Source organism: Rhodococcus sp. 06-221-2, from assembly GCF_002258365.1.
Classification (GTDB): domain Bacteria; phylum Actinomycetota; class Actinomycetes; order Mycobacteriales; family Mycobacteriaceae; genus Rhodococcoides; species Rhodococcoides fascians.
Map to the genome: position 1 here is coordinate 86,400 of NZ_NOYJ01000035.1, position 22,183 is coordinate 108,582.

Consider the following 22,183-nt stretch of genomic DNA (forward strand, 5'->3'; position numbering starts at 1 on the left):
AATCGAAGAAAGCACTCCATGACGGCCGAGGGCCCCGCTCGCACCGGTCCGGTGGCCGTACGCGCGCTGACACTGCTGGAGGCGTTCACGCCAGAGCATCCGACGTTGACGTTGAGCGAGCTCGCTCGACGATCGGGGTTCCCGCTCTCCACCACGCACCGGCTCGCGCTCGATCTCGTCGGGTGGGGAGCGATCGAGCGCGATGACCGGTCGGGCAGATTCCACATCGGTCTGCGACTGTGGGAGATCGCGTCACTCGCACCGCGGGGCCTGGTCCTCAGGGAAAGCGCGTTACCGGTCATGGAAGATCTCGCCCACGTCACCCAGGAGAACGTGCAGCTAGGAGTACGCGATGGTCACGAGGTCGTGTTCGTCGAGAGAATTCGCAGCCGCGACTCGGTGGCCCTGCGCACGCGCGTCGGCGGCCGTTTCGCGTTGCCGCCCACCGGAGTCGGTCTGGCGCTGCTGGCCCACGCGCCCGCCCACGTTCAGGAGGAGGTGTGCTCGGCACCGTTGACCAGATTCACCGAGCACACCATCTGCGATCCGGACATCCTGCGGCGCACGCTGGCCGATATTCGGAGAACCGGTGTCGCCGTCAGCGACAGACAGATCACCTCGGACGCCGTATCGGTCGCCGCACCGATCTTCGACCGCACTCGCACGATCCGCGCGGCCGTCTCGGTCGTCGTCGACGCCGATACCGCAGCCCCGTACATGCTCGCCCCGTTGCTGCGGGCCGCCGCCCTGAGTATCGAACGCGCACTGTCCCCGCCCGACATATCCGCGCGCTCGTAATGCGCGGAGCACGGTCGGTGTGATTACCCGATCTCGTGGTACCCCTGGAGTATGAGTGAATTCGCGACGGGACCGGTAGCTGCGTCCGACAACCCGCCTTCATCGGTCCCATCGTCATGGGGACTGGAGTCGACGTTGGTGGACGACGTTCCCGGCTTCACGGTGCCGTGGCAGGGCGCACTTGCACCGGATCCGCGGGTGCTGATCCTCAACGAGAACCTCGCCAGGTCACTGGGGCTCGACCCGTCGATGCTGCGCTCCGAGCAGGGCGCAGGCGTGTTGTCCGGGGCTCTCGCACCGGCCGATTCGACCCCCTCGGCGATGGCGTACGCCGGTCATCAGTTCGGCGGATTCGTGCCATTGCTGGGCGACGGTCGAGCACTACTGCTGGGCGAGCTGCACGACGAACACGGCCGACGAGTCGATCTGCATCTCAAGGGCTCCGGTGCCACGCCGTTCTCCCGCGGCGGAGACGGGCGCGCGGTGGTGAGTGCGATGCTGCGCGAGTACCTGATCAGTGAGGCCATGCACGCTCTGCACATCCCGACCACCCGCTCGTTGGCCGTCGTCACGACGGGTGAGCAGGTGGTTCGGGAAGCAGGTCCGCAGCCCGGCGCAGTGCTGGCTCGGGTTGCCTCGAGCCACCTGCGCGTAGGTACCTTCGAGTTCGCGGCCCGCCGCGAGGGTCTCGCGCAGAACCTCGCCGACTATGCCATCGCACGGCATTATCCCGAGCTCGCCGACCTCCCGGCAGAGGGCGCGGAGAGTCGATACCTCGCATTCTTCGAGGCCGTCGTCGACAAGCAAGCACAGTTGGTGGCGCAGTGGATGTCCGTCGGCTTCGTGCACGGCGTCATGAACACCGACAACACGACGATCTCCGGTGAGACGATCGACTACGGGCCGTGCGCGTTCATCGACGCCTACGATCCTGCAACGGTCTTCAGCTCGATCGATCACGGCGGCCGCTACGCGTACGGCAACCAACCCGCCGTCCTGGGTTGGAACCTGGCACGATTCGGCGAAACACTACTGCCGCTGGTCGATTCGGTTCCGGACCGCGCCATCAGCGCGCTGACGACGGTGTTGGACTCCTACGGTGATCGCTACCGACAGCACTACGAGAACCTGATGGCCGCCAAGCTCGGCCTCGACGCTATCGAACCGGACGGCAGTCTCCTCGACGAACTGCACGTGCTTCTGCGGGATCATCGTGCCGACTGGACCCTGACCTTCCGCGCGTTGGCGGAGAATCTGCGGGGCAACGACGCAGATTTTGCGTCACTCGTACCGCACGAGGCAGCTGCACCGTGGCTCGAACGATGGCGCGCAGCGGTGCTCGAGCGGGGCCACGACCTCCGGTCCGTCGCGGACGCCATGGACCGAGTGAACCCCGCGTACATTCCTCGCAACCACATGGTCGACGCGGCGCTGGCAGCAGCGACCGAGGGTGACCTCGCGCCCTTCGACCGCTTGTTGTCGGTCGTGACGAATCCGTTCGACGGTCGGGTCGAGCTGTCGGACTACGCCGGACCCGCGCCCGTCGACTTCAGCGCGGGGTTCCGAACGTTCTGCGGGACGTAGTCAGCTGACCGCAGCAGTTGCGACGCGATATTCGCGTCGCAACTGCTGTGCGGCACAGGGAGTTCGGGCCTACTTCTCGTCGGGATCCAGGGCGTCCTTGATCTTCCCCATGACGCCCTTCTCGGTACCCAGTGCGGCCGACGCGGGATCCCCCTTGGCCCCGTCGTACGTCGCGTACAACTTCGGATCGGGTGCAGGCGCGGATGCCTTGCCGCCCAGAGGCTGCGGATCGGCGAGGAACCCCATCTGCCGTTTGCCGTCGGGCGCAAGCCGATTCGCCCAGCCACCGGTCGAGGAGAACTCACCGTCCGAGAGGTGCCACAGATCGGTTGCGTGCTCGGATGCCTCCTCGTCGAGAAGTGCACTCGGTGCTACGACGTCCTCGAGTCCGTCGGCTTGCAGCTCTTCGATGGCAGCGAGCCACAGATTCTGATGGTGCGTATCGCGAGCGAGATTGAACTGCAGCATGGCCTTGACGCCCGGGTCGTCGGTCATGTTGTACAGACGCGCGGTCTGCAGCCGCCCCTGCGCCTCGGCGGCAACGTTCGCACGAAAATCTGCGAGCAGGTTGCCACTGGCGATGATGTACCGACCGTTCCACGGGTAGCCGTTGGAATCCGCCGGAAGCGCACCGCCGCCCGACACGATCGCCTGCTGCGGGTCCATGCCGCCCATCACTGCCGCTACCACGGGATCGGTAGCAGCGGCTTTGGTCGACTCGGTGGCCGGTGCACCCTCGAGCAGACGAGCGACCATGGTGGCCAGCATCTCCACGTGACCCATTTCTTCGGTCGCGATGTCCATGATCAGGTCCTTGTACTTGCCCTCCATGCGACAGTTCCAGCCTTGGAACAGATACTGCATGGTCACGGTCATCTCGCCGAATGCACCACCGATGAGCTCCTGAAGCTTGTGTGCGTACACAGGATCCGGCTTCTCGGGCTTGGCATCGAATTGTAGGTAGTCGGTGTGTCGGAACATAGGGACTCCAGTTCGGGTCGAAGTTCGAGCAGGTGACTCGATCCGGCTACCCGCCGAAATTCCCAGCAAACACTTTGCACTGCAAGGGTTTAGAACTCGATACACAGGTCTGGACCGCGACGCCTCGACGACGGACACCGGCGGAACATCCCGGTACACACGGCTTTCCGCAGCACCGTCCGCACGAGGGCCGCGGTGCTATCGACCTACAGGTAAGTCCCCTGCAGCGCATCGACGGCAGGGGTACGACGGCGCGATACTGCCGACATCGGATCGGACACCGCATCCGATCCCCGATGAACGTGAACACGCTCCCGGAGCCGTCGAACGTTGCGGTCGTCGGCGGAGGCCGGCGCGACGACGGTGAGACGGAACCCTCGGCACAGCAGCTGATGGGACGCATCGACGATGTACTGCGTTGCCGCATCACCGATCTCGGTGACACCGACCAGGTCGACCACCACCGGTCGGTCGGCGAGCACGGACCCCGCCAGGCAGTCTGCCAACAGGCGGGTATTGCCGGGGATCTCGAGTGCGCCCTGCACCGAGACGACGATGGGGCCGTCGTCTCCGCGGTCGACGGACATCGAAAACGACGAGGATTCGGGAATCATGGGCATTGACCTCCACAGATCGAAGACTGTGGCAGGGGAAGATCGTGGTTCGTACCGCAGTCGATTCTGCGGGCGTGGTCTCCACCCAATCACTTTGTAGGATACCCCGACTCGGGCCTGGATGCGACCACCCCTGCGTTCAGCGGGCCCGTTGGCGTGCGCTCGGGACAGGTGCGAATGCACCCGCGAGGCTCTGTATATTATGACCCCGTTCGGTCGAGTCGGGGCCGGGAGTTGACGAGTGGCCGCCTGCTGTCTATGCGGGGGCCCGACCGAAACGAGCCCACCAGATGAGTGACTTTTCAATCGAAGACGACCGTCTTCACGACGCACCGGACGCCTCGGGTTCGGCGTTCGCCCGGATCGGGCAATACATCCAAGCGTTGCGCCGAATCAAGGGGAAGATACTGACCGGTGCCGACGTCGATGCCGTTCTTCAAGCCGTGTGCTCCGAGGTCGCAGCCGTGGTTCCCGACGCGGATCTCGTCGGCATCACCATGCTCGACGACACCGGCCGACCGCGAACCGTGGCGTCCACCGACCCCGCTGTGCACGACATCGATTCCGACCAGTATCGCGCTGGTCAAGGCCCCTGCCTGCACGCCATCCGCAGCGGACGTATGGTTCGCGCACAGGCGCACGAGGCAGTAGCTCGCTGGCCTCGCTTCGCTGCCGCAGTGGCCGATCTGGGCGTCCACAGCTATTTGTCGGCCCCGCTGACGCCCGACGAGAACCGCCACGGGTCGCTGAACATCTACGGGACGAGTGCCGACGGCTTCGACCCACTCGACGAGGTCTCGTTGGCCCTGCTCGCCACCTCGATCGAGACCGTCATCGCGATCACCGAGCGCGCCCGGTCGGCCGAACGAGAAATCACCGGCCTGCGGACAGCGATGAAAACGAGAGCTGACATCGACCAGGCGAAAGGAATCATCATGGCGATGCGCGGAATCTCCGCCGACGACGCGTTCGCCCTGCTGTCCGAGCAGTCGCAGAACAGAAACATCAAGGTCAGCGAGATTGCGTCGGCGATGATCGAGTCGGTTGCCGAACATTCGAACTCTCGAACCGGCCTGCACGAAGAAACGAACAGTGGGTATGATTCGGACAGCGTGGTGTAGCCCCTGCCCGCAGTCGACAGCGCCGCTCGCACCGGGTTCGCCTCAATTCTGCAATCCTTGCCGGTCTCGGTTATGCCGCAGTGCGCTGTTCGACGAACATGCCACTGCACAGGGTAAGGACGGTGACCCCCTATGAAACACAACGAGTTGCTCGGGCTCGGCATCGCCGGCGAACACCATGACAACGCAATTGTTCTGCGGGTCAACGGAGAAGTGGATCTCGCGACCGCGTCCGATCTCGCCCACCACATCGAACAAGCGGTCACGGCAGCGCCTGCAGCCGTGATCGTCGATCTGTCGGGGGTGTCCTTCTTGGCCTCCGTCGGCATGAGCGTGCTCATCGCAGCTCGCCGAAAGGCATGCTGCTCAACCTCGTTGGTGGTGGTCGCATCCGGGCCGACCACGGGGCGGCCGATGCATCTGGTCGGACTCGATGCTGCGATTCCGATTTTCACCGATATCGATTCGGCCCTCGAGTCCGTCGGTTCGTCGCTGAGGAAGTCCGTAACCGGGGCATCGGGCTCGTCCGAGTCCGGTGCCGGGTGTCCAGAGTGTGCGACCGGCACGTCGACCGCGGATGTACACACTGCGTGAACCGGTCCGATTTCCACCGCCTACCCGTCGAGATCGCACTAGTCTTGGTCGATGACGACGGGTGACGAGGACGAGGACCACCGTGCGTGGAACGACAAAGCGCGCAACGAAACTCCCACTCAGCAGTTGGATCGCAATTGGTCGTCGTTGCTACAGGAACTCCGTGTCGTACAGACCGGTGTACAACTTCTGACCGGGTTCTTGTTGACCCTGCCGTTCCAGGCCCGCTTCGACGGGCTGTCCACGGCCGGCCACGTGGTCTATCTGATGACGGTGTCGGCGTCGATGCTTGCGACGATCCTGTTGGTAGCTCCCGTCAGCATGCACCGACTCCTGTTCCGGCAGCGTGCAATAGGGGTCATAGTGCGCGTCGGCAACATACTCGCCATCAGCGGTCTCGCCATGTTGGGAGTGACACTGGTGGGTGCTGCCGCCCTGACGTTCGAGATAGTGCTCGGTGTGCGCGCCGCAGCCCCCGCGGCCGCTGTCGTGGCGTCGACGGCCGTCGCGTTCTGGTTCCTACTGCCCCGGATCCACCGCCGTCGATAAAGTCTCGTCGACGGTGCCTCAGGGCCGGCAGTCGACGGCCGTGCGCCACCACCGATCGTCCGGCCCCACCGGCATGGCGCGCTTGTGCCGGGTCTTGTCGAACCAGCGCTCGATGGTGTCCACCGCATCGTCGTCGACGGGTCCGCCCTGCAGGTATGCGTCGATCTGTGCGTAGGTGACGCCGAGTGCTTGTTCGTCCGGGAGCGCGGGACGGTCGTTCTCGAGGTCGGCTGTCGGCACTTTGCGCCACGTCGATTCCGGTGCGTTCAGGTGCCGCAAGAGCTGCGCACCTTGGCTTTTGGTGAGACCGCTCAGCGGAGTGACGTCCGCGCCTCCGTCACCGTATTTGGTGAAGAAGCCCGTCACCGCCTCGGCCGCGTGATCGGTACCCACCACCAGAAGATTCTCCTGGCCGGCGATCGTGTACTGCGCGATCATGCGTTCGCGCGCCTTGATGTTGCCCCGTACGAAGTCCGCGATACGCGGAGTATCCAGCGCCGAGGCGGCCGAGCGCGCCGAGGCGTCGACGGCGTCGCGGATATCGACAGTGACCGTCCGGTCCGGCTCGATGAAGTCGAGTGCGACGACGGCGTCGGCTTCGTCCGCCTGAGTTCCGTACGGCAGACGCACCGCGACGAATGTGGCCTGGTTACCGAGTTCCGCGGCCTCGCGAACGGCCAGCCGAGCGAGCTTTCCGGCCAGGGTGCTGTCCTGTCCCCCGCTGATGCCGAGCACGAAACCCGCTGTGCCACTGACCCTCAGATAATCGGCGAGGAAACCGACCCGGCGGCGGATTTCCGCGTCGGGGTCGATCGACGGCCGAACGCCCAGCTCGTGCTGAATACGGCTTCGGACACTGGAATCGGTACTCATACTGCGCTCCGATCTCGTTGACGAACAGTTGTCTGCACTCCCCCGGCGTCAGCTACCCGTGGGCTCGTTTCCGCGCGTGGCGCAGCAGGGTATCGAGGGAAAACGCCATGGTCCGGGCCAGAACTTCTTCCGGTTCACCGTCGAAGTGCTTGCATTCGGTGCTCACGTCGCCACGGTCGTACACCGCTGCCCACACCGTCCCCGGTGGTTGGTCTTCCTGGCTCTGCGGCCCGGCTTCGCCGGTGACGGCGATCGTCAGATGTGCGCCGACCAGCGACGCCGTCGATCGAGCCATCGCCGTCGCGGCCTGTTCGCTGACGACCGGGCCGTCGGGGACCTCGAGCAGAGTGTGCTTCACGCTCTCGTGGTACGCGACGATTCCGCCGCGGTACCACTGCCCCGAGGACGGTGCCTTGCCGAGCATGGCCGCGAGATTTCCGGCGGTCAGCGATTCGGCGGTGCCAATCGCGATGTCGTACGTCTGTGCCAGGTCGGCAATCTTCCTACATACCGAGGAGGCGTCGGCCTCGGTCGGTAGACGCTGTTCTGCATCGGTGTCCATCACACACTCTCCGTACCTGATTCGTCGAAGGTGTTCGCCGGATTGTTTCAGCGACTGGTTCTGTGGGCGCGGGGCCGGAGGCTGCAGGGGTTGAACCTCCGGCCCCTGGCTCGACCGCACGGCCCGGGCGCGTACGCCGAGCCGTGTATCGAATTCCACGCACGACGGCAGTCCAAACACGGGGCTTACGACCGATATTCGGGTCCTTATCGCAGATACCGGACCCTTGGCACGTGTTCGCGAGCAGTGCTAATTTCGGATCGACAGTCAGTTCCAGGAGGTGTGTTATGCCGAATCGACGTACTTCTGCGGGGGCAGAGCGACCGGTAGCGTTCTACTCCGACACAGACCGCGCCATGATCGACTTCGCCCTGAGATGGGTCAATCACGGAGGCGGACCGGACGACGAAATCCGGTCCGCCTTCGCGATGTCGACTCAGGACTACTACCGCACCGTGTTGGAGATCCTCGACCGCGACCCCGGCAGCGTGTTCGGCGAGTTCGGCCTCAGCCCTGTCATGGTGACGCGAATCAAAGCCATTGCCAGAAGGCGCATCTGGCTCACCCGGTGATCGGCTCCGCGCTACCGGATGTCGAATCGATCGTTGTCTGTCAGCTTCGCCCACGCGGCCACGAAGTCGTCGACGAACTTGCCACCGTTGTCGGCCTGGGCGTACACCTCGGACAGCGCTCGCAGTTGTGAATGGGACCCGAACACCAGGTCGATCGATGTCGCTGTCCACTTCTGGCTGCCGGAGCCACGATCCGTGCCGACGTAGGTGCCGTCCTCACTCGTCGTCCACTCGGTGTCGGAGTCGAGAAGATTGACGAAGAAATCGTTGCTCAGAACTCCGGGGCGATCGGTGAACACTCCATGGCTCGAACCACCGTGGTTGGCCCCCAAGGCTCGAAGACCGCCGAGAAGAACCGTCATCTCGGGCGCAGTCAGATTCAGCATGTAGGCGCGATCGAGGAACAACACCTGCTCGGGAGTGCTCTCCCCTGCAGCCATGTAGTTGCGGAACCCGTCGGCTCGTGGCTCGAGTACCGAGAACGATTCGACGTCGGTCTGCTCCTGCGTCGCGTCGGTGCGACCCGGCCGGAACGGGACGGTCACCTCGTAACCGGCGTCGCGTGCGGCCTTCTCGACGGCCGCATTGCCGGCCAGCACGATGACGTCGGCGAGCGAGACCTTCTTGTCACCGGCCGCCGAGCCCTCGAACTTTTCGCGTATACCGTCCAAGATTGCGAGCACCTCGCGGAGGACCTCGGGTTCGTTTGCCTCCCAACTCTTCTGTGGCTCGAGCCGAACCCGAGCGCCGTTGGCACCGCCGCGGTAATCGGTGACTCGGAAGCTGCTGACCGACGACCACGCGACACCGATGAGCTGAGCGATCGTCAAGCCCGAGTCAAGGATCGCCGACTTCAACGCAGATGCGTCCGCCTCGTCGATCAGGTCACCGTGCGGCGATGGAACCGGGTCCTGCCACAGCTGAGGTTCGGGAACCCACGGCCCGAGGTACCGGGACACCGGTCCCATATCGCGGTGCAGCAACTTGTACCACGCCTTGGCGAACGCGAGCGAGAGCTCCCCGGGGTGATCCAACCACCTCCGAGTGATCCTCTCGTACGCCGGATCTGCCCGCATTGAGATGTCGGTGACGAGCATCGTGGGGGCACGGCCCGGACCGCCGAACGGATCGGGAATCGTGCCCGCACCGGCACCGTCCTTGGCAGTGAACTGCCACGCGCCGGCGGGGCTCTTCGTGAGCTCCCACTCGTATCCGTAGAGATTCTTCAGGTAGCCGTTACCCCACTGCGTCGGAGTCTCCGTCCAGACCACCTCGAGCCCGCTGGTGATCTGGTCCTCGGCCTTGCCCTTGCCGTAACCGCTCTTCCAGCCGAGGCCCTGCTGTTCGATGGGGGCACCCTCGGGTTCCGGCCCGATCTTGTCGGCCGGTCCGGCTCCGTGTGTCTTACCGAAGCTGTGTCCACCGACGATGAGTGCCGCCGTCTCCTCGTCGTTCATCGCCATCCGCGCGAAGGTTTCCCGGATGTCGTGGGCCGCGGCCACCGGATCCGGCTCTCCCTCGGGGCCTTCGGGATTGACGTAGATCAAGCCCATGGTGGTGGCACCGAGGGGCTTGGAGAGCTCCCGTTCGCCGGAGTATCGCTTGTCGGTGCCCAGCCACTGATCCTCGGGACCCCAGAAGACCTCTTCCGGTTCCCAGATGTCCTCCCGACCGAAGCCGAATCCGAACGTCTCGAACCCCATGGACTCGAGCGCCGCGTTACCGGCGAACACCAGCAGATCAGCCCACGAAATCTTGTTGCCGTACTTCTGCTTGACCGGCCACAGCAACCGACGCGCCTTGTCCAGGTTGGCGTTGTCCGGCCAACTGTTCAGTGGCGCAAAGCGTTGCGCGCCCTGACCCCCACCGCCTCGTCCGTCGAACGTGCGGTAGGTGCCGGCGGCGTGCCAGCTCATACGAATGAAGAGTCCGCCGTAGTGGCCGTAGTCGGCCGGCCACCAATCTTTCGAAGTGGTCATCACCGAGATGACGTCGGCTTTGAGCTCGTCCACGTCGAGCTTCTCGAATTCCGCTTTGTAGTCGAGCTTTTCGCCGAACGGGTTCGATTTGGAGGTATGCGCATGCAGGATGGACAGGTCCATCTGCTCCGGCCACCAGTCCTTGTTCGTCAGCGGTGCGTGCGCCTTGGGCTTCGGCGACTCGATGACCGGATTCTCGCTCTCGCTGGTGCTGGCGGTCTCGGTGGCGGAGTGGGGTGGGCGTGCGTCGGAGGTCACGAATTGTCCTTTCCGATGGGCATTGTGGATGGACGATCGCGGGCTGCGATCGATCGGTCGGATGCACAACTGGGGCACGTTCCCCAGTAGGTCACCTCGGCCTCGTCGAGGACGAAACCGTGATCTCGGGCGGGTCGTGCACACGGTGGCTCACCGGTGGCGCAGTCGGCGTCGACGATGAAACCACAGGAACGGCAGACGATGTGGTGATGATTGTCTGCCACCCTGGTTTCGTAACGTGCGGAGTGACCCGCGAGGCGGATACGACGAACCAAACCCGATGCAGTCAACGCATCGAGCACGTCGTACACGGCCTGCTTCGAGACCGTGGGCAGGGTGGCGCGCGCCAGTCGCAAGATGGTGTCGGTATCGGAATGCGGTTGTGCATCAACGATATCGAGAACCAACTCTCGGGGACGCGTCACCCTCAGTCCGGCGTCACGAAGCATGCTGGCGGAAGTGCTTGCCATGGCTTTCACGATAACCACCTTCGGTCGCATCGTCGATCGTTTCCTGGAATCGGTCGATTGTCGCGGCGCGGGCACGGCCGCCTACAGACGAGGCCGGCCACCGCGATCAACCCGCGTCCTGTGCCACCGGCGAGTTCCACTCAGCAGTAGTGAAACGGGCTGCGTGAGCAGCGACGGCGGCAGCGTCTGCATTGCGCGAGAAGATCCGGCGTTGGCGTTGCGCGCCGTTCCCGAGGTGCGTCAAACGTTCGAGAGAAGTCTGCACGCAGCGGAGGTCGCCTGTGCTGGTCAGCGCCGGTTCCACGTAGCGGACGAGCGATCGGAGCAGACTCGATGCCGACACCGGTCTCCCGGTGCTCGGATCCACTGCGACGCCGGTCAATCCATCCATGCGGGCACGGTGGTATGCCGCTGCGAGGTGATTGCCGGCCACGACGAGTGCCGGCTCGCCGCGGTCGATGGACCGAAGGGCCGTGACGACGAGACCGCGGACCAGTGCAGCGGACAACACCACCTCCTCGGCGACGGCAGGTACGTCGCCGACCCGCACCTCGACCGTCGGCTGGTGGGAGCTGGGCCGTACATCCCAGTAGAGCGATGCTTCGTCGAGAATCATCCCGGTCTCGATCATCGAGCCGACCAGGTCGTCGTACTCCGCCGTCGAACTCAGGTGAGGGGGCGGACCAGCCGTCGGCCACCTGCCCCACACCGTCGAACGCCAACTCGAGTGCCGAGTGTCGACGCCGTCGTGTATAGCGCTGTTGCACGTCAACGCCAGAAGTGTCGGGAGCCAGGGCCGCACGACATTGCATACCCCGATCGCCGTCTCCTTGTCCGGCACCTCGACATGAATGTGACCCCCACACGTGGCAACGCTCTCTGCCAGTGCGCCGTAGGTCTCGGCAAGACGCCGATAGCGGGAGCCGTCCGAGATGGGCAGGCGGCCACGATCAGCAGGCGCAACCGGCGAGACACCCGCCGCCAGTAGGTGGGCACCCTGCGCCAGGGCCACCGCCGACAGCGTGGCGCGGGTGGAGATCACGTTCTCCCGCAATTCGCGAAGACACTGCAGCGGAGGCGAATTGGCCTCCACCTGCACCTCGGTCAGCTCCGAGACGGCATCGATTCCCGCAGCTCGGGCATGCGCAACGACACCGGGGCCGACCGCCACCGGACGCAGCATGTCGATGTCGGCGAGAAAGAACTCCTCCTCCACTCCAACGGTGGGGACTGCCTCTGCACTCATCGGGCGCTGTCGCCCGGGTGATCGCCGACCCCCACCGCGAGATACACCGCGGCGACGATCGTGCACGGTGCGGAACTGCCGGTCACGCCGACCGCGCATGCGTCTCGCCTGTGCAGGAATTCGAAACCTGTTCGGATCTCGCCGGTTTCACCGCACTTCGAACGGCGTCCGCGACGCTGCGGACGCACTCCGTACCGAGGTGAGCGCCACTCGGATCGAGTTGTCGCTGCAGCTCGGGTGTACAGGCGACGATCGCGCGACACCGGTGCGCAGCGAGCCGAGAGGCAGCTGCCGAGAGGACGGGAACCACTGCGGGGTCGACGAATTCGACATCGAGCAGATCCACGACCAGCGACCGCCCGCACACGATGGCCTCCGACACGCATTCGCCTATGACCGGAATTGCCGATCTGTCGATCGACCCGATGATGCGGATGACGACCGGTCCGCCGACGAGTTCGTCCACGGACAGCGCGAATGCGCCGTCCTCGGGATTGTCCGGCCCACAGAACGACAATCGAATCGATTCCGGATCACTGTGCACCGACCGTAGAAACACCATTGCCCACCTCCACCGGCTCGCGACCGGAGACTGTCGGCTGCCTCTGACACCAGTTCTCGAGAAAACGAATCTCGGACCATCAGGTGTCGAAGAGCGCGGTCGGGCACATCTCGCAGTCGCTACTTCCTGACTACGGGGCTTCTCCTCAACCGCGTGGAAACAGTGTATACACAAATGCGCCTGGCGAAACACGCTACGCTGCTGCGATTGTCGGCGGTTGACGGTTGAACCGACCGCAATCCAGTGCCCGGAAGCCGTACCGAACACGCTCCCCGCTTCGGCCGCAAGGCACGTCGGTTCGGCCCGTTGTGAGCGTTCCAGCGATGGCAACTCCCTCGTGTGAGGTTTCGCAACGCGGCTGCACGTAATAGGGTGGTGTTCGACGCCCAGTTGCGATGACCGTTCTGGCCGCGTCTCGAGCACGCTGACTCCAAAATCGGGTCGGCATATCCCACACCCTTCACCGGTGCCGGGCTATGCGCCCGAAAGGGGCCGTGCGAACCCATCAGGGATCGAATCGATATGCACGTTGCGCTTGTCTCCGAACACGTGAGTCCGATAATTGATGCGGCCGGCATCGAGGCAGAACAATCGGCTGCCCAGCTCGATCGGCTGGCCTCGTCGCTGGCCCGCGCCGGCACCCGAGTCGATGTGTACACCAGGAAGCAGAACCCGGATCACGAGGACGAGCTGCTCACCCCCGACGGTTACCGGGTGGTCAACCTGTCTGCGGGGCCTGCTGTCCCGATGACCGAAGAGGAATCGATTCCTCACACGAGCGCGTTCGCCTCCGCGCTCCGCGATCACTTGCTCCGAACGAAACCCGATGTAGCACATGCACATTCATGGGTGTCGGGGCTGGCAACCATACTGGCCGCCGGCGCGACGGGCGTCCCCACGGTGATGTCGTTCCACGGTCTCGCCGCGACCGACCGATCCGGGCCCCCGACGGCCGGCACCGATTCGGTGGTTCCCCGGGCGGCTATGGAGAAGAAGATCGCTCGATCGGCGAGCCGCATCATCGCGTCATGTCCCGACGAGGCCGACATGTTGACGCGGATGGGCGTCGCCAGAGCCAAGGTGTCCATCGTCCCGACCGGGGTGGATCTGAGTGACTTCGATCCATCCGGACCGACCGCACCACGCAGCGGTGCCGCGTGTCGGGTGGCGACCGTCGGGTCGGATGCCGAGGTATCGACGATCATCGAACTGCTCGGAAAACTCGACGACACCGAATTGGTCGTTGTCGGCGGCGAGCCACGCGAATCCAGCGGCGTGGCGCAGCTACGCACGGTCGCCGCAGCACACGGCATGGCCGGGCGCACGGTGTTCACCGGCCCGGTCCGCCATCGCCACATGTCGTCGCTGTTGAGGTCGGCCGACGTGTTCGTCTGCCTGTCCCCGACCGAATCGGCAGGGATCGCCACCCTCGAAGCCATGGCGTGCGGACTTCCCGTCGTCGCATACGGAGTGGGCTACGCCGGAGAGTTGGTGATCGACGGGGTCACCGGCCGCTCGATCAGGCCGGGCGACCGTCGTCGCTTGGCACGAGAGCTGGCCCTGCTGCTACGCAACGAGTCCAGGCGTTTCGAGCTGGGAGTGTCCGGCTCCGACCGTGCGCAATCTCGCTTCTCGTGGGACCGCATCGCCGAGGACACTTCACGCGTCTACGAGGCAACCGCACAGACCGGGTCGACAGTGAACGCCGGGTCGACCCAGCAAGCCGGCTCGACTCACGACCATCCGGTGCCGCCGACTGCACCCTCTCGTCGGCACACGGTGTGAACAGCCGGCGAGCCTATCTGGACGAGCGTTCCTTGTTCGATTCGGAACCGAGGTCGACGAGTTCTGCGGCCAAGGTGGCCACCGGGACGTTCTGGGTTTGCGACAGCCGTGAAATCAAGTCGAACGCCTGTACCGCATCGATTCCGTACCGCTCCATCAACATGCCCTTGGCTTGGCCGATGATGTCCCGTGAAGCCAAGCCGGACTTGAATTGCTCGGTCTTGTTCGCTGCATACAACGCCACCGCAGCGTGGGTTGCGAGCACGCGACCGAGTTCCTCGTCCTCGTCGCTGAACGCATCACTGGTCAGTGCGAACAGATTGAGCGCCCCGATGGTGTCCTCGTTGGTGTAAAGGCGGAAGGACAGGCTGCTGAGAACCCCTGCTCCCACCGCCTCCGGACCGAAACGTGGCCAGCGGGAATCGGAGCGGAAGTCGTTGCACCGCACGAACAGCTCGCTTCGTGCGGCATCGATGCACGGCCCCTCGTCGAGGCGTTCCTGCATTGCGTCCAGGCGCACCGGCAGCTCACTGGTCGCGGCGTGCGACTGGTACTTCTTCGGCCCCGCCACCACGAGAATGTCGGCGCAATCGACCGCGGGTATCAGAGATCGGGCGCTCTCCGTCACGCCGCGCAGAGTCTCGTCGAGACTGGACGGTGCGAAAAATGACCTCGTCGCTTCGGCAATCGCCTGTGTGAGGTCGCGAGCTGTCATCGATCGATCGGGTCCCATACCTGACGATGCTAGTCAACAGGAATCGACCGCTCGACGGTTGAGTCCACCGGAAGCGGGGCATGCAGAGCGCAGCAACCAACCGACCGACGATCAGGAGTGCTCATGACCATGCCGACCGATGCAGGTGCAGAGATCCCATCCGAAGGCAGCAACGACGGTCCGCGCGAAGAATCTCCCGACGAGGCTGCAGTCGGTGCTCACGTCGACGAAGAGAACGTCCCACACCCGCCCGAGGACGACACGCAGAACTGATTCACTGGGCGGTCGGGGTCAGACGGAAGATCGGAAACCGCCTGCCCTCGGCCGTTTCCGTGTATTTCGCGAATCCGTCCGATGCGTCGAGGAATTTCTGCCACTGCCGGTCCCACTCGGATTCCGGAATCTCGTCGGCGTCGACGGCAACGGTGCGAATGCCTCCGTCCCCGGGTGTCTCGATGTCGATGGCCGGATGGGCTCGCAGATTGTGCACCCACGCTGGATCTTTCGGTGACCCGGCAGCCGAGCCGACCACCAACCAGCTCTCTCCCTCCGGAATCGCCATGAGCGGGTTGAGCCGCACCGCACCGCTCTTGGCCCCGATCGTGTGCAGAACGACGAGCGAATCACCGAAGCCGGCCGTGGACACGTGGCCATTGTTGCTTCGGAACTCGTCGATGATGATCTCGTTGAAGTCGGCCATGGGCCGATTATGCCGCCCATGCGGCGCGGCCACTCCGCTTTTCGCCGGCGTTCGACGGTGTCAATTTCCCGGTATTCCGTCCTCGTGATCGACGAGCAAAGACAACGACTCCCAATTCTCTTGCACTGCAGCGGCCGCACCGTCCGCGTCACCCTCACTGCAGAGCTTGATGATCCGTTCGTGTTGGGCTATCGAATCTCGGCCCACCAGCGAGGCGAATCGTAGCCGTTCGAGTCGGCGCAGGGTCGGCGTCACCTGCTCGAGAACCGTGACCACGACCTGATTCTGACTCGCTTCGACGGCCACTGCGTGGAATGCGTCGTCGCCGGCCAGCGCGAGGTCCACATCGCCTCGGGTGAATGCGGCGGCGAAATCCTTGTTGGCGCGACGCATCGCGGCGATGTCGCGCTTGTTCATCAGCGGTACAGCCGTCCGGACCGCGAGTGCATGCATCGATGCCGCGACCGCCTGCGCGTCCAACACCGCCTTGCGTTCGATGGTCGACACGATGGTCGAACGCCCGGGCTGGGTGTGTACGAGGCCCGCCAGTTCCAGCCTGGCCATGGCGTCGCGAATAGGTGTCCGCGACACCCCGAGCCACTGCTCGAGTTCGGCATCCCGCAGCCGCTCGCCGGGCGCGAAGGTGCCGTCGACGATGGCGTCGCGAATCGAGACGTAGGCGTTGTCGCGCAGCAGGGAGCGCTTGTGTTTTCCGAGCTCGACGGGGACCGGCATGCAAAATATCGTAGCCCACCGCTTTCGCTGGCGAGGTGTCCCACGTACAGTATGCGATATATTGCATCCTGCATGACACACCGATCAAAGGAGAACCACGTGGCGATCGCGGACTTCGAGCGTTATCCCCTCACCTTCGGCCCGAGCCCGATTCACCCGATGAAACGACTGAGCGCGCACCTCGGCGGGGCCAAGATCTGGGCCAAGCGAGAAGACGTCAACGCAGGATTGGCCTACGGCGGCAACAAGACCCGCAAGCTCGAATACATCGTTCCCGACGCACTCGCGCAGGGTGCCGACACATTGGTCTCGATCGGTGGCGTGCAGTCCAACCACACGCGACAGGTGGCTGCGGTCGCGGCAAAGCTCGGACTCAAAGCCGTTCTGGTGCAGGAGAAGTGGGTCGATTGGCCGGATTCGGTCAACGACAAGGTGGGCAATATCCTGCTCTCCCGCATCATGGGTGCAGATGTCCGCCTCGATCCGTCGGGCTTCGGAATCGAATTCAAGGACAGCTGGCAGAAGGCCATCGAGGACGTCGAGCGAGCGGGCGGCAAGCCCTACGCCATTCCCGCGGGCGGCTCCGACCACAAGCTCGGCGGACTCGGCTTCGCCAACTGGGCGTACGAAGTACAGAAGCAAGAAGAGGAGCTCGGCATCTTCTTCGACACGATCGTGGTGTGCAGCGTGACCGGGTCGACGCATGCCGGCATGATCGCCGGGTTCGCCGGGCAGGATCGGCCGCGTCGAGTGATCGGCATCGATGCATCCGCCAAAATCGCTCAGACCCGCGACCAGGTGGCCCGAATCGCCCGTAACACAGCAGAACTCATCGAACTGGGTCGCGATCTTCGCGACGACGAGATCACCGTCCTCGAAGGCTGGGCCGGCGACTACTACGGAATACCCGTCGACTCCACGATCGAGGCAATCAAGCTCACCGGCCGTCTCGAAGGCGTGATCATCGACCCGGTGTACGAGGGCAAGTCCATGGCCGGACTGATCGATCTGGTTCAGAAGGGCGATATCGGCAAGGACTCCACCGTTCTCTACGCGCACCTGGGTGGTCAGCCCGCCCTCAACGCGTACAGCGGAATCTTCTGAGCTGGACTTCGCGGTACCGGTGCCCGAGGATCGACAGGTGATCCTCGGGCACCGAACCTGTTTCTGCACCGGCCGACCCGATTCGGCACGACGAGCGAAGGTGTACGCATGAGGCAGCGCTCCAACGAATTGGACTCGCTGAGTTGCCGAATCACGGCGGCGCTGCAGTTCAATCCCCGGGCGTCCTGGGTCAGCATCGCCGAGGCGCTCGGTGAACCCGAACGCACCGTCACCCGACGCGGCAAGGAACTACTCGATTCCGGGGACGTGCGCGTGGTCGGCGTCATCGGCGCGACGGGCGCGGTCGTTCTGCGAGCTCGATGTCACGTCGGTATGGCACGTGCCGTGGCAGTCGGGTTGGCGCGCCGCGACGACACGATGTTCGTGTACGCCACGTCGGGGCACGAGGAATGCGTCGCCGAAGTCCTGGTCGACGATGCCCATCTGGCGGATCTGATGCTCGACGACCTACCCGGCATCACCGGGATCAGACGCATTCGGGTAGATCCCATCACGCGGGTCTATCGCTCGGTCCGCGAGTGGCGGCCGGCGATTCTGAATGCGCACCAGATCGCGGCCCTGACGCCTCCCGTACACGAGGGCTACCAACCGGACGGCCGTGTGGGACCGGAGATCTCGACCCTGCACCGCAGCATTCTGCGCGTCCTGGCCGAGGATGCCCGGACGCCCACCTCGGACATCGCGCGCGTCGTCGGTGCCACCGAGAACACTGTCCGACGCCACATGGACACTCTGGAACAGACCAACAAATCCAGACTGCGGGTGGTCGTCGAGCCGGCGCTGATGGGGTATTCGGCGGAAGCCCTTGCCTGGGTCAAGGTTCCGCCTCGACACCACGAAGCACTGGTCGAGCTATTGCTCGCACATTCGGAGGTTCGATACGCGGTGGCCCTCGCGGGCTCGGACAGTCTGCTCGTCAACCTCGCGTGCCCGGACCGAATGGCGTTGCATCGCATGACAACTGCGTCGGACTGGGCCGCCCTGGCCGACGCGATCTCGGTGGTGTCGATTCTGCGGGCCACCAAACGCAGCGGCAACCGTCTGCTGGCCGCGGACTCCGCGTCGTACCTGTATTGATCCGGTACGACGCGGCAGTCACTGCGGTCAACGGATCGGTGCGCCGGGGCCGAGCGGGATGCCGAGCATGTACCAGACTGCGAACAACGCCGCCCACACGATCAGCATGCCCAGCGCGACAGGGATGGTGAACGAGGCGAGGGTACCGATGCCTGCATTCTTCTTGTAGCGCTGGATGAGTCCGAGGGTGAGCACGAAGTAGGCCGACATCGGGGTCATCGCGTTGGTGCAGGAATCGGCGATTCGGTAGACGGCCTGGGTGGTTTCGGGGTTGACGTCGATGTACATGAGCATCGGCACGAGAACCGGGGCCAGCATCGACCACATGGCCGAACCACTGGTGACGAGCAGGTTCATCACCGAGATCAGCACCAGCATCATGGCGAACACCACGAGGGGGTGTAATCCCCCGGCTTTCAGCAGTTCCGCGCCCTCGACCGCAACGACGTTGCCGATGCCGGTCCACTTGAAGTAGGCGAGGAACTGCGAAATCGCGAAGAACAGCACCAGGATCGGAGCAAGGGTCTTGATGCCGACGGCCATCGATTCCGGAATCTCACGGAGGTGCCGAAGACTGCCGGTAGTGCGTCCGTACACCCATCCGACCAGGACGAAGGCGATCGCGATGAAGAACGCGATGTTCTGCAGCACGATCGACTGTACGAACCCGCCGTCCTCACCACGCAGCGGCGACGAGGGAGGAAGCAGTGCCGCGACGACGACGGCCACGTACACCGCCAAAGCTGCTCCGGCGCGGCGCATTCCCTTCTTCTCGATCGGCTCGAGATCGAGTGCCAGCTTTTCTGCGCCGTCCTCGACGCCCTCGTCGGCATCGAGATTCATGTGCTTGGCCATCACCAACTCCACCACCAGGGTGATGAAGATCGAAATCACCAGGGACGACGCGAGACTGAAGAAGTAATTGTCCACCGGGGTCACGCTGTAATCGGCATCGACGATCTGAGCGGCGGAGGTCGTCAACGACGACATGATGGCATCGCTGGGCGTGATCAACGGTGACGCGTTGTAGCCACCGGCGATGGCGACGAACGCCACCATCATGCCCAGTACAGGACTTCGGCCCGCTGCCTTGAACGCCATTGCCGCCAGCGGAAGGACGACGATGAATGCCGCGTCGAACATGACGTGAGACATGGTCCCGGCGAAGGCAACCGAGAACGTCACCCACTTGGCGGGCAGCTTCACGATGGTGGCGCGCAGCAGCGTGGTGAGCACACCGGAATGCTCGGCGACGGACACACCGAGGATGACGGTCACGATGATGGGGAGCGGCGCGAACCCCGCGAAGTTGTCCAGTGCCGTTCCGAAGATCATGGCTACGCCGTCACTGCTGAGCAGGCTGCGAACCATCGACACCTCACCGGTGCTGGGTAGCACCACCCCGGTGCCCAGTGCGGCGAGGATCGCGCTGACCACTGCCAGCACTGCGGCCAGAAGCCAGAACAACAGGAAGGGGTGCGGCAGTTTGTTGCCGACGCGTTCGATGCTGGACACAAGACGGAACAGTGTCTTCAGTCCCCAGGGCATTCGTGCTTCGGGCGCATCCGCAGTTGCCGGTGGACCGTCGATCTGACTGGACATGATTGACTCTCTTTCGCATACCGTCGGACTGCGACCGAGCCCCGGGCTCGGATGTCCTGCTCACTCAAGTCGGTTCACGTTGCCGATATGTTGCATGTGTGAAATTTTCGGCCGTCTGAGCGAAACCGCCAATCCAACGGCGAAAACGCTCAATGGACGACGATAGCCCGGTGGGCTCCGCGCGGTGGTGCAGTCTTGAAACAGGCTTCCGACAACAACTCCGGCCGATCCGGATCGAAGCGAGGAGTTTCATGACCGGCGACATTCAGTCACTGTCCCTGCGCGCGCTCGCGGCACACATCCGCGATCGCGAGATCTCGGCCCGCGAGGCGCTCGAGTCGCATCTGGCTCGCATCGACGACTTCAACCCTGTCGTCAACGCGATCGTGACCTTCGACATCGATGGGGCGACCGAACGTGCGAGTGCAGCAGACCGCGCAACGGTGTCCGGCGAGGCACTGCCCGTTCTGCACGGCGTCCCGATGACGCACAAGGACAATCACCTGACCGCCGGTCTGCGCACGACTTTCGGCTCGCCCATCCTGGCCGACAACATCCCCACCGAGGACTCGGGCATCATCGCCCGCCTCAAGCGCGCAGGTGTCAACACCACCGGCAAATCCAACGTTCCCGAATTCGCTGCAGGCTCACACACTTTCAATCCGCTGTTCGGTACCACCACCAATCCGTACGATCCGACTCGCAGTGCCGGCGGCAGCAGTGGCGGTGCCGCCGCCGCCATCGCCGCCGGGATACAACCGGCGGGCGACGGGTCGGACATGGGCGGGTCGCTGCGCACTCCGGGATCGTTCTGCAACCTCGTCGGATACCGGCCGTCGTTGGGCCGAATTCCGATGCTGCCCGCCAAGAACCCGTGGGCCTGGATCGCTCGGCAGGGCGTGCTCGCGCACGACATCGAGGACGTGCGCTTTCTGATGCGCGCACTCGCCGGTCCGGATTCGTCCAGCCCTCGTGGTCTCCCGCTCGACGACTCGTACCGCTCGGAGGAGGCCGGCTCGCTGCGTGGGCTGAAAGTAGCGTGGACAACGGATTTCGGTCTCGGCGTACCCGTCGACCGTGAGGTGATCGACGTCCTGAGCCGCCAACTGCACGTGTTCGAGCAACTCGGTGCCAGTGTGGACGTCGATTGCCCGGACCTGTCCGACGCGGACGAGGTGTTCCAGACGACGCGTGCCTTCGACTTCGCCACCGCCTACGGGCACCTGTTGGACGAACACCGGCATCGCATGAAGAGCGCCGTGCAGTGGAACGTCGACAAGGGAATGGCGCTCACGACACGAGACATGATCTCCGCCAACACCGCTCGCAAGAACCTCGATACCGCAGTGCGACAGTTCTTCTCGCGATACGACGTGTTGATCGCGCCTGCCGTTCAGGTACTTCCGTTCCCCGCGGACGAGGAGTACCCCGCCGTCGTCGACGGCACCCCGATGACCAACTACCTCGATTGGATGCGGGCCGCTTCGCTGATCTCGGCAACAGGCCTACCGTCGCTGTCGATGCCCGGCGGCTTCAGCTCATCCGGCCTTCCGGTTGGATTGCAGATCGTCACCGCCGACCGCGCCGATCACCTGCTGCTCCGGGTAGCGCATGCATTCGAAGCCGAGACGGCATTCCACCGTCGTGCGCCCGAATCGGCGGCCGCCACCGTCTGACAGAT

At 64.3% G+C, this 22,183-nt stretch carries 23 protein-coding genes; 11 read left to right on the forward strand and 12 right to left on the reverse strand.

The features are described 5' to 3' along the window. Window positions 1-18: 18 nt before the first annotated feature. Both CH281_RS22140 and CH281_RS22145 read left to right on the forward strand, forming a co-directional pair. The gene (locus tag CH281_RS22140; RefSeq protein ID WP_032386433.1) at window positions 19-798 is read left to right on the forward strand and encodes an IclR family transcriptional regulator; all 780 of its coding nucleotides are present in this window, start codon (window positions 19-21) and stop codon (window positions 796-798) included. A gap of 51 nt (window positions 799-849) precedes the next feature. Beyond that, complete coding sequence (locus CH281_RS22145; protein WP_094695517.1) at window positions 850-2,382, forward strand: protein adenylyltransferase SelO; 1,533 nt, start codon at window positions 850-852, stop codon at window positions 2,380-2,382. Between the two features lie 69 nt (window positions 2,383-2,451). Here the strand turns inward: CH281_RS22145 and CH281_RS22150 are convergent, their stop codons facing one another. Both CH281_RS22150 and CH281_RS22155 read right to left on the reverse strand, forming a co-directional pair. Then, the gene (locus CH281_RS22150; protein WP_032369153.1) at window positions 2,452-3,363 is read right to left on the reverse strand and encodes a manganese catalase family protein; all 912 of its coding nucleotides are present in this window, start codon (window positions 3,361-3,363) and stop codon (window positions 2,452-2,454) included. Window positions 3,364-3,569: 206 nt separating this feature from the next. Further along, window positions 3,570-3,977 (reverse strand): hypothetical protein, encoded by a 408-nt coding sequence (locus tag CH281_RS22155; RefSeq protein ID WP_032391874.1) that lies wholly within the window; start codon window positions 3,975-3,977, stop codon window positions 3,570-3,572. 290 nt (window positions 3,978-4,267) lie between these two features. Between CH281_RS22155 and CH281_RS22160 the strand changes: the two genes are divergently transcribed. From CH281_RS22160 to CH281_RS22170, 3 genes are all read left to right on the forward strand, one after another. Then, the gene (locus CH281_RS22160; RefSeq protein ID WP_052060688.1) at window positions 4,268-5,098 is read left to right on the forward strand and encodes a GAF and ANTAR domain-containing protein; all 831 of its coding nucleotides are present in this window, start codon (window positions 4,268-4,270) and stop codon (window positions 5,096-5,098) included. Between the two features lie 132 nt (window positions 5,099-5,230). Further along, complete coding sequence (locus tag CH281_RS22165) at window positions 5,231-5,692, forward strand: STAS domain-containing protein (protein ID WP_052060689.1); 462 nt, start codon at window positions 5,231-5,233, stop codon at window positions 5,690-5,692. 51 nt (window positions 5,693-5,743) lie between these two features. Next, entirely contained in the window at window positions 5,744-6,241 is a 498-nt protein-coding gene (locus CH281_RS22170) for a DUF6328 family protein (protein ID WP_032369156.1), read from the forward strand. Window positions 6,242-6,259: 18 nt separating this feature from the next. Here the strand turns inward: CH281_RS22170 and nadE are convergent, their stop codons facing one another. Together nadE and CH281_RS22180 are read right to left on the reverse strand one after the other, a co-directional pair. Beyond that, complete coding sequence (gene nadE / locus CH281_RS22175) at window positions 6,260-7,114, reverse strand: ammonia-dependent NAD(+) synthetase (RefSeq protein WP_094695519.1); 855 nt, start codon at window positions 7,112-7,114, stop codon at window positions 6,260-6,262. Between the two features lie 52 nt (window positions 7,115-7,166). Next, complete coding sequence (locus CH281_RS22180) at window positions 7,167-7,676, reverse strand: CinA family protein (RefSeq protein ID WP_032407235.1); 510 nt, start codon at window positions 7,674-7,676, stop codon at window positions 7,167-7,169. Window positions 7,677-7,963: 287 nt separating this feature from the next. On the opposite strand from CH281_RS22180, the gene CH281_RS22185 reads away from it, so the two are divergent. Further along, complete coding sequence (locus tag CH281_RS22185) at window positions 7,964-8,248, forward strand: DUF3263 domain-containing protein (RefSeq protein ID WP_048317425.1); 285 nt, start codon at window positions 7,964-7,966, stop codon at window positions 8,246-8,248. A gap of 11 nt (window positions 8,249-8,259) precedes the next feature. Here the strand turns inward: CH281_RS22185 and katG are convergent, their stop codons facing one another. From katG to CH281_RS22205, 4 genes are all read right to left on the reverse strand, one after another. Continuing rightward, window positions 8,260-10,485 carry a catalase/peroxidase HPI gene (katG, locus tag CH281_RS22190; protein ID WP_032407236.1) on the reverse strand — a complete coding sequence of 742 codons (2,226 nt, stop codon included), beginning with the start codon at window positions 10,483-10,485 and terminating at the stop codon, window positions 8,260-8,262. Beyond that, window positions 10,482-10,955 (reverse strand): Fur family transcriptional regulator, encoded by a 474-nt coding sequence (locus tag CH281_RS22195; protein ID WP_045842162.1) that lies wholly within the window; start codon window positions 10,953-10,955, stop codon window positions 10,482-10,484. The genes katG and CH281_RS22195 overlap by 4 nt, the downstream gene beginning before the upstream one ends. A 106-nt stretch (window positions 10,956-11,061) precedes the next feature. After that, window positions 11,062-12,201, reverse strand: coding sequence for a carboxylate-amine ligase (locus tag CH281_RS22200; protein WP_072692056.1), 1,140 nt, complete (start codon window positions 12,199-12,201; stop codon window positions 11,062-11,064). Window positions 12,202-12,283: 82 nt separating this feature from the next. Continuing rightward, a complete protein-coding gene (locus tag CH281_RS22205; RefSeq protein ID WP_052060691.1) occupies window positions 12,284-12,763 on the reverse strand; it encodes an STAS domain-containing protein in 480 nt (159 codons plus the stop codon). A 549-nt stretch (window positions 12,764-13,312) separates the two neighbouring features. On the opposite strand from CH281_RS22205, the gene CH281_RS22210 reads away from it, so the two are divergent. Then, window positions 13,313-14,548 (forward strand): glycosyltransferase, encoded by a 1,236-nt coding sequence (locus CH281_RS22210; RefSeq protein ID WP_179274254.1) that lies wholly within the window; start codon window positions 13,313-13,315, stop codon window positions 14,546-14,548. A 13-nt stretch (window positions 14,549-14,561) separates the two neighbouring features. Here the strand turns inward: CH281_RS22210 and CH281_RS22215 are convergent, their stop codons facing one another. Beyond that, window positions 14,562-15,281 carry a GAF and ANTAR domain-containing protein gene (locus CH281_RS22215; protein WP_032366830.1) on the reverse strand — a complete coding sequence of 240 codons (720 nt, stop codon included), beginning with the start codon at window positions 15,279-15,281 and terminating at the stop codon, window positions 14,562-14,564. Window positions 15,282-15,386: 105 nt separating this feature from the next. Here CH281_RS22215 and CH281_RS26990 point away from each other — a divergent pair, with 105 nt between their 5' ends. Next, on the forward strand, window positions 15,387-15,536 hold the full coding sequence (locus CH281_RS26990; RefSeq protein ID WP_167328339.1) for a hypothetical protein: 150 nt from the start codon (window positions 15,387-15,389) through the stop codon (window positions 15,534-15,536). A gap of 1 nt (window position 15,537) precedes the next feature. Here CH281_RS26990 and CH281_RS22220 read toward each other — a convergent pair whose 3' ends face one another. Together CH281_RS22220 and CH281_RS22225 are read right to left on the reverse strand one after the other, a co-directional pair. Continuing rightward, complete coding sequence (locus tag CH281_RS22220) at window positions 15,538-15,963, reverse strand: nitroreductase/quinone reductase family protein (RefSeq protein ID WP_032407238.1); 426 nt, start codon at window positions 15,961-15,963, stop codon at window positions 15,538-15,540. Window positions 15,964-16,023: 60 nt separating this feature from the next. Continuing rightward, complete coding sequence (locus CH281_RS22225) at window positions 16,024-16,698, reverse strand: GntR family transcriptional regulator (RefSeq protein ID WP_032391869.1); 675 nt, start codon at window positions 16,696-16,698, stop codon at window positions 16,024-16,026. Between the two features lie 99 nt (window positions 16,699-16,797). On the opposite strand from CH281_RS22225, the gene CH281_RS22230 reads away from it, so the two are divergent. Beyond that, window positions 16,798-17,802: a 1-aminocyclopropane-1-carboxylate deaminase gene (locus tag CH281_RS22230; protein ID WP_032391868.1), complete on the forward strand. Its 1,005-nt coding sequence runs from the start codon at window positions 16,798-16,800 to the stop codon at window positions 17,800-17,802. Window positions 17,803-17,910: 108 nt separating this feature from the next. Continuing rightward, window positions 17,911-18,900, forward strand: a complete 990-nt coding sequence (locus CH281_RS22235; protein WP_094695520.1) for an Lrp/AsnC family transcriptional regulator — start codon at window positions 17,911-17,913, stop codon at window positions 18,898-18,900. Window positions 18,901-18,927: 27 nt separating this feature from the next. Here the strand turns inward: CH281_RS22235 and CH281_RS22240 are convergent, their stop codons facing one another. Beyond that, on the reverse strand, window positions 18,928-20,502 hold the full coding sequence (locus CH281_RS22240) for an AbgT family transporter (protein WP_256983976.1): 1,575 nt from the start codon (window positions 20,500-20,502) through the stop codon (window positions 18,928-18,930). 251 nt (window positions 20,503-20,753) lie between these two features. Between CH281_RS22240 and CH281_RS22245 the strand changes: the two genes are divergently transcribed. After that, the gene (locus CH281_RS22245) at window positions 20,754-22,178 is read left to right on the forward strand and encodes an amidase (protein WP_094695521.1); all 1,425 of its coding nucleotides are present in this window, start codon (window positions 20,754-20,756) and stop codon (window positions 22,176-22,178) included. Window positions 22,179-22,183: the final 5 nt, after the last annotated feature.

Coding starts and splice junctions, on each gene's coding strand:
- CH281_RS22140 (WP_032386433.1), top strand. CDS start 19: ATGACGGCCGAGGGCCCCGCTCGCACCGGTCCGGTGGCCGTACGCGCG.
- CH281_RS22145 (WP_094695517.1), top strand. CDS start 850: ATGAGTGAATTCGCGACGGGACCGGTAGCTGCGTCCGACAACCCGCCT.
- CH281_RS22150 (WP_032369153.1), bottom strand. CDS start 3,363: ATGTTCCGACACACCGACTACCTACAATTCGATGCCAAGCCCGAGAAG.
- CH281_RS22155 (WP_032391874.1), bottom strand. CDS start 3,977: ATGATTCCCGAATCCTCGTCGTTTTCGATGTCCGTCGACCGCGGAGAC.
- CH281_RS22160 (WP_052060688.1), top strand. CDS start 4,268: ATGAGTGACTTTTCAATCGAAGACGACCGTCTTCACGACGCACCGGAC.
- CH281_RS22165 (WP_052060689.1), top strand. CDS start 5,231: ATGAAACACAACGAGTTGCTCGGGCTCGGCATCGCCGGCGAACACCAT.
- CH281_RS22170 (WP_032369156.1), top strand. CDS start 5,744: ATGACGACGGGTGACGAGGACGAGGACCACCGTGCGTGGAACGACAAA.
- nadE (WP_094695519.1), bottom strand. CDS start 7,114: ATGAGTACCGATTCCAGTGTCCGAAGCCGTATTCAGCACGAGCTGGGC.
- CH281_RS22180 (WP_032407235.1), bottom strand. CDS start 7,676: ATGGACACCGATGCAGAACAGCGTCTACCGACCGAGGCCGACGCCTCC.
- CH281_RS22185 (WP_048317425.1), top strand. CDS start 7,964: ATGCCGAATCGACGTACTTCTGCGGGGGCAGAGCGACCGGTAGCGTTC.
- CH281_RS22195 (WP_045842162.1), bottom strand. CDS start 10,955: ATGGCAAGCACTTCCGCCAGCATGCTTCGTGACGCCGGACTGAGGGTG.
- CH281_RS22200 (WP_072692056.1), bottom strand. CDS start 12,201: ATGAGTGCAGAGGCAGTCCCCACCGTTGGAGTGGAGGAGGAGTTCTTT.
- CH281_RS22205 (WP_052060691.1), bottom strand. CDS start 12,763: ATGGTGTTTCTACGGTCGGTGCACAGTGATCCGGAATCGATTCGATTG.
- CH281_RS22215 (WP_032366830.1), bottom strand. CDS start 15,281: ATGGGACCCGATCGATCGATGACAGCTCGCGACCTCACACAGGCGATT.
- CH281_RS26990 (WP_167328339.1), top strand. CDS start 15,387: ATGACCATGCCGACCGATGCAGGTGCAGAGATCCCATCCGAAGGCAGC.
- CH281_RS22220 (WP_032407238.1), bottom strand. CDS start 15,963: ATGGCCGACTTCAACGAGATCATCATCGACGAGTTCCGAAGCAACAAT.
- CH281_RS22225 (WP_032391869.1), bottom strand. CDS start 16,698: ATGCCGGTCCCCGTCGAGCTCGGAAAACACAAGCGCTCCCTGCTGCGC.
- CH281_RS22235 (WP_094695520.1), top strand. CDS start 17,911: ATGAGGCAGCGCTCCAACGAATTGGACTCGCTGAGTTGCCGAATCACG.
- CH281_RS22240 (WP_256983976.1), bottom strand. CDS start 20,502: ATGTCCAGTCAGATCGACGGTCCACCGGCAACTGCGGATGCGCCCGAA.
- CH281_RS22245 (WP_094695521.1), top strand. CDS start 20,754: ATGACCGGCGACATTCAGTCACTGTCCCTGCGCGCGCTCGCGGCACAC.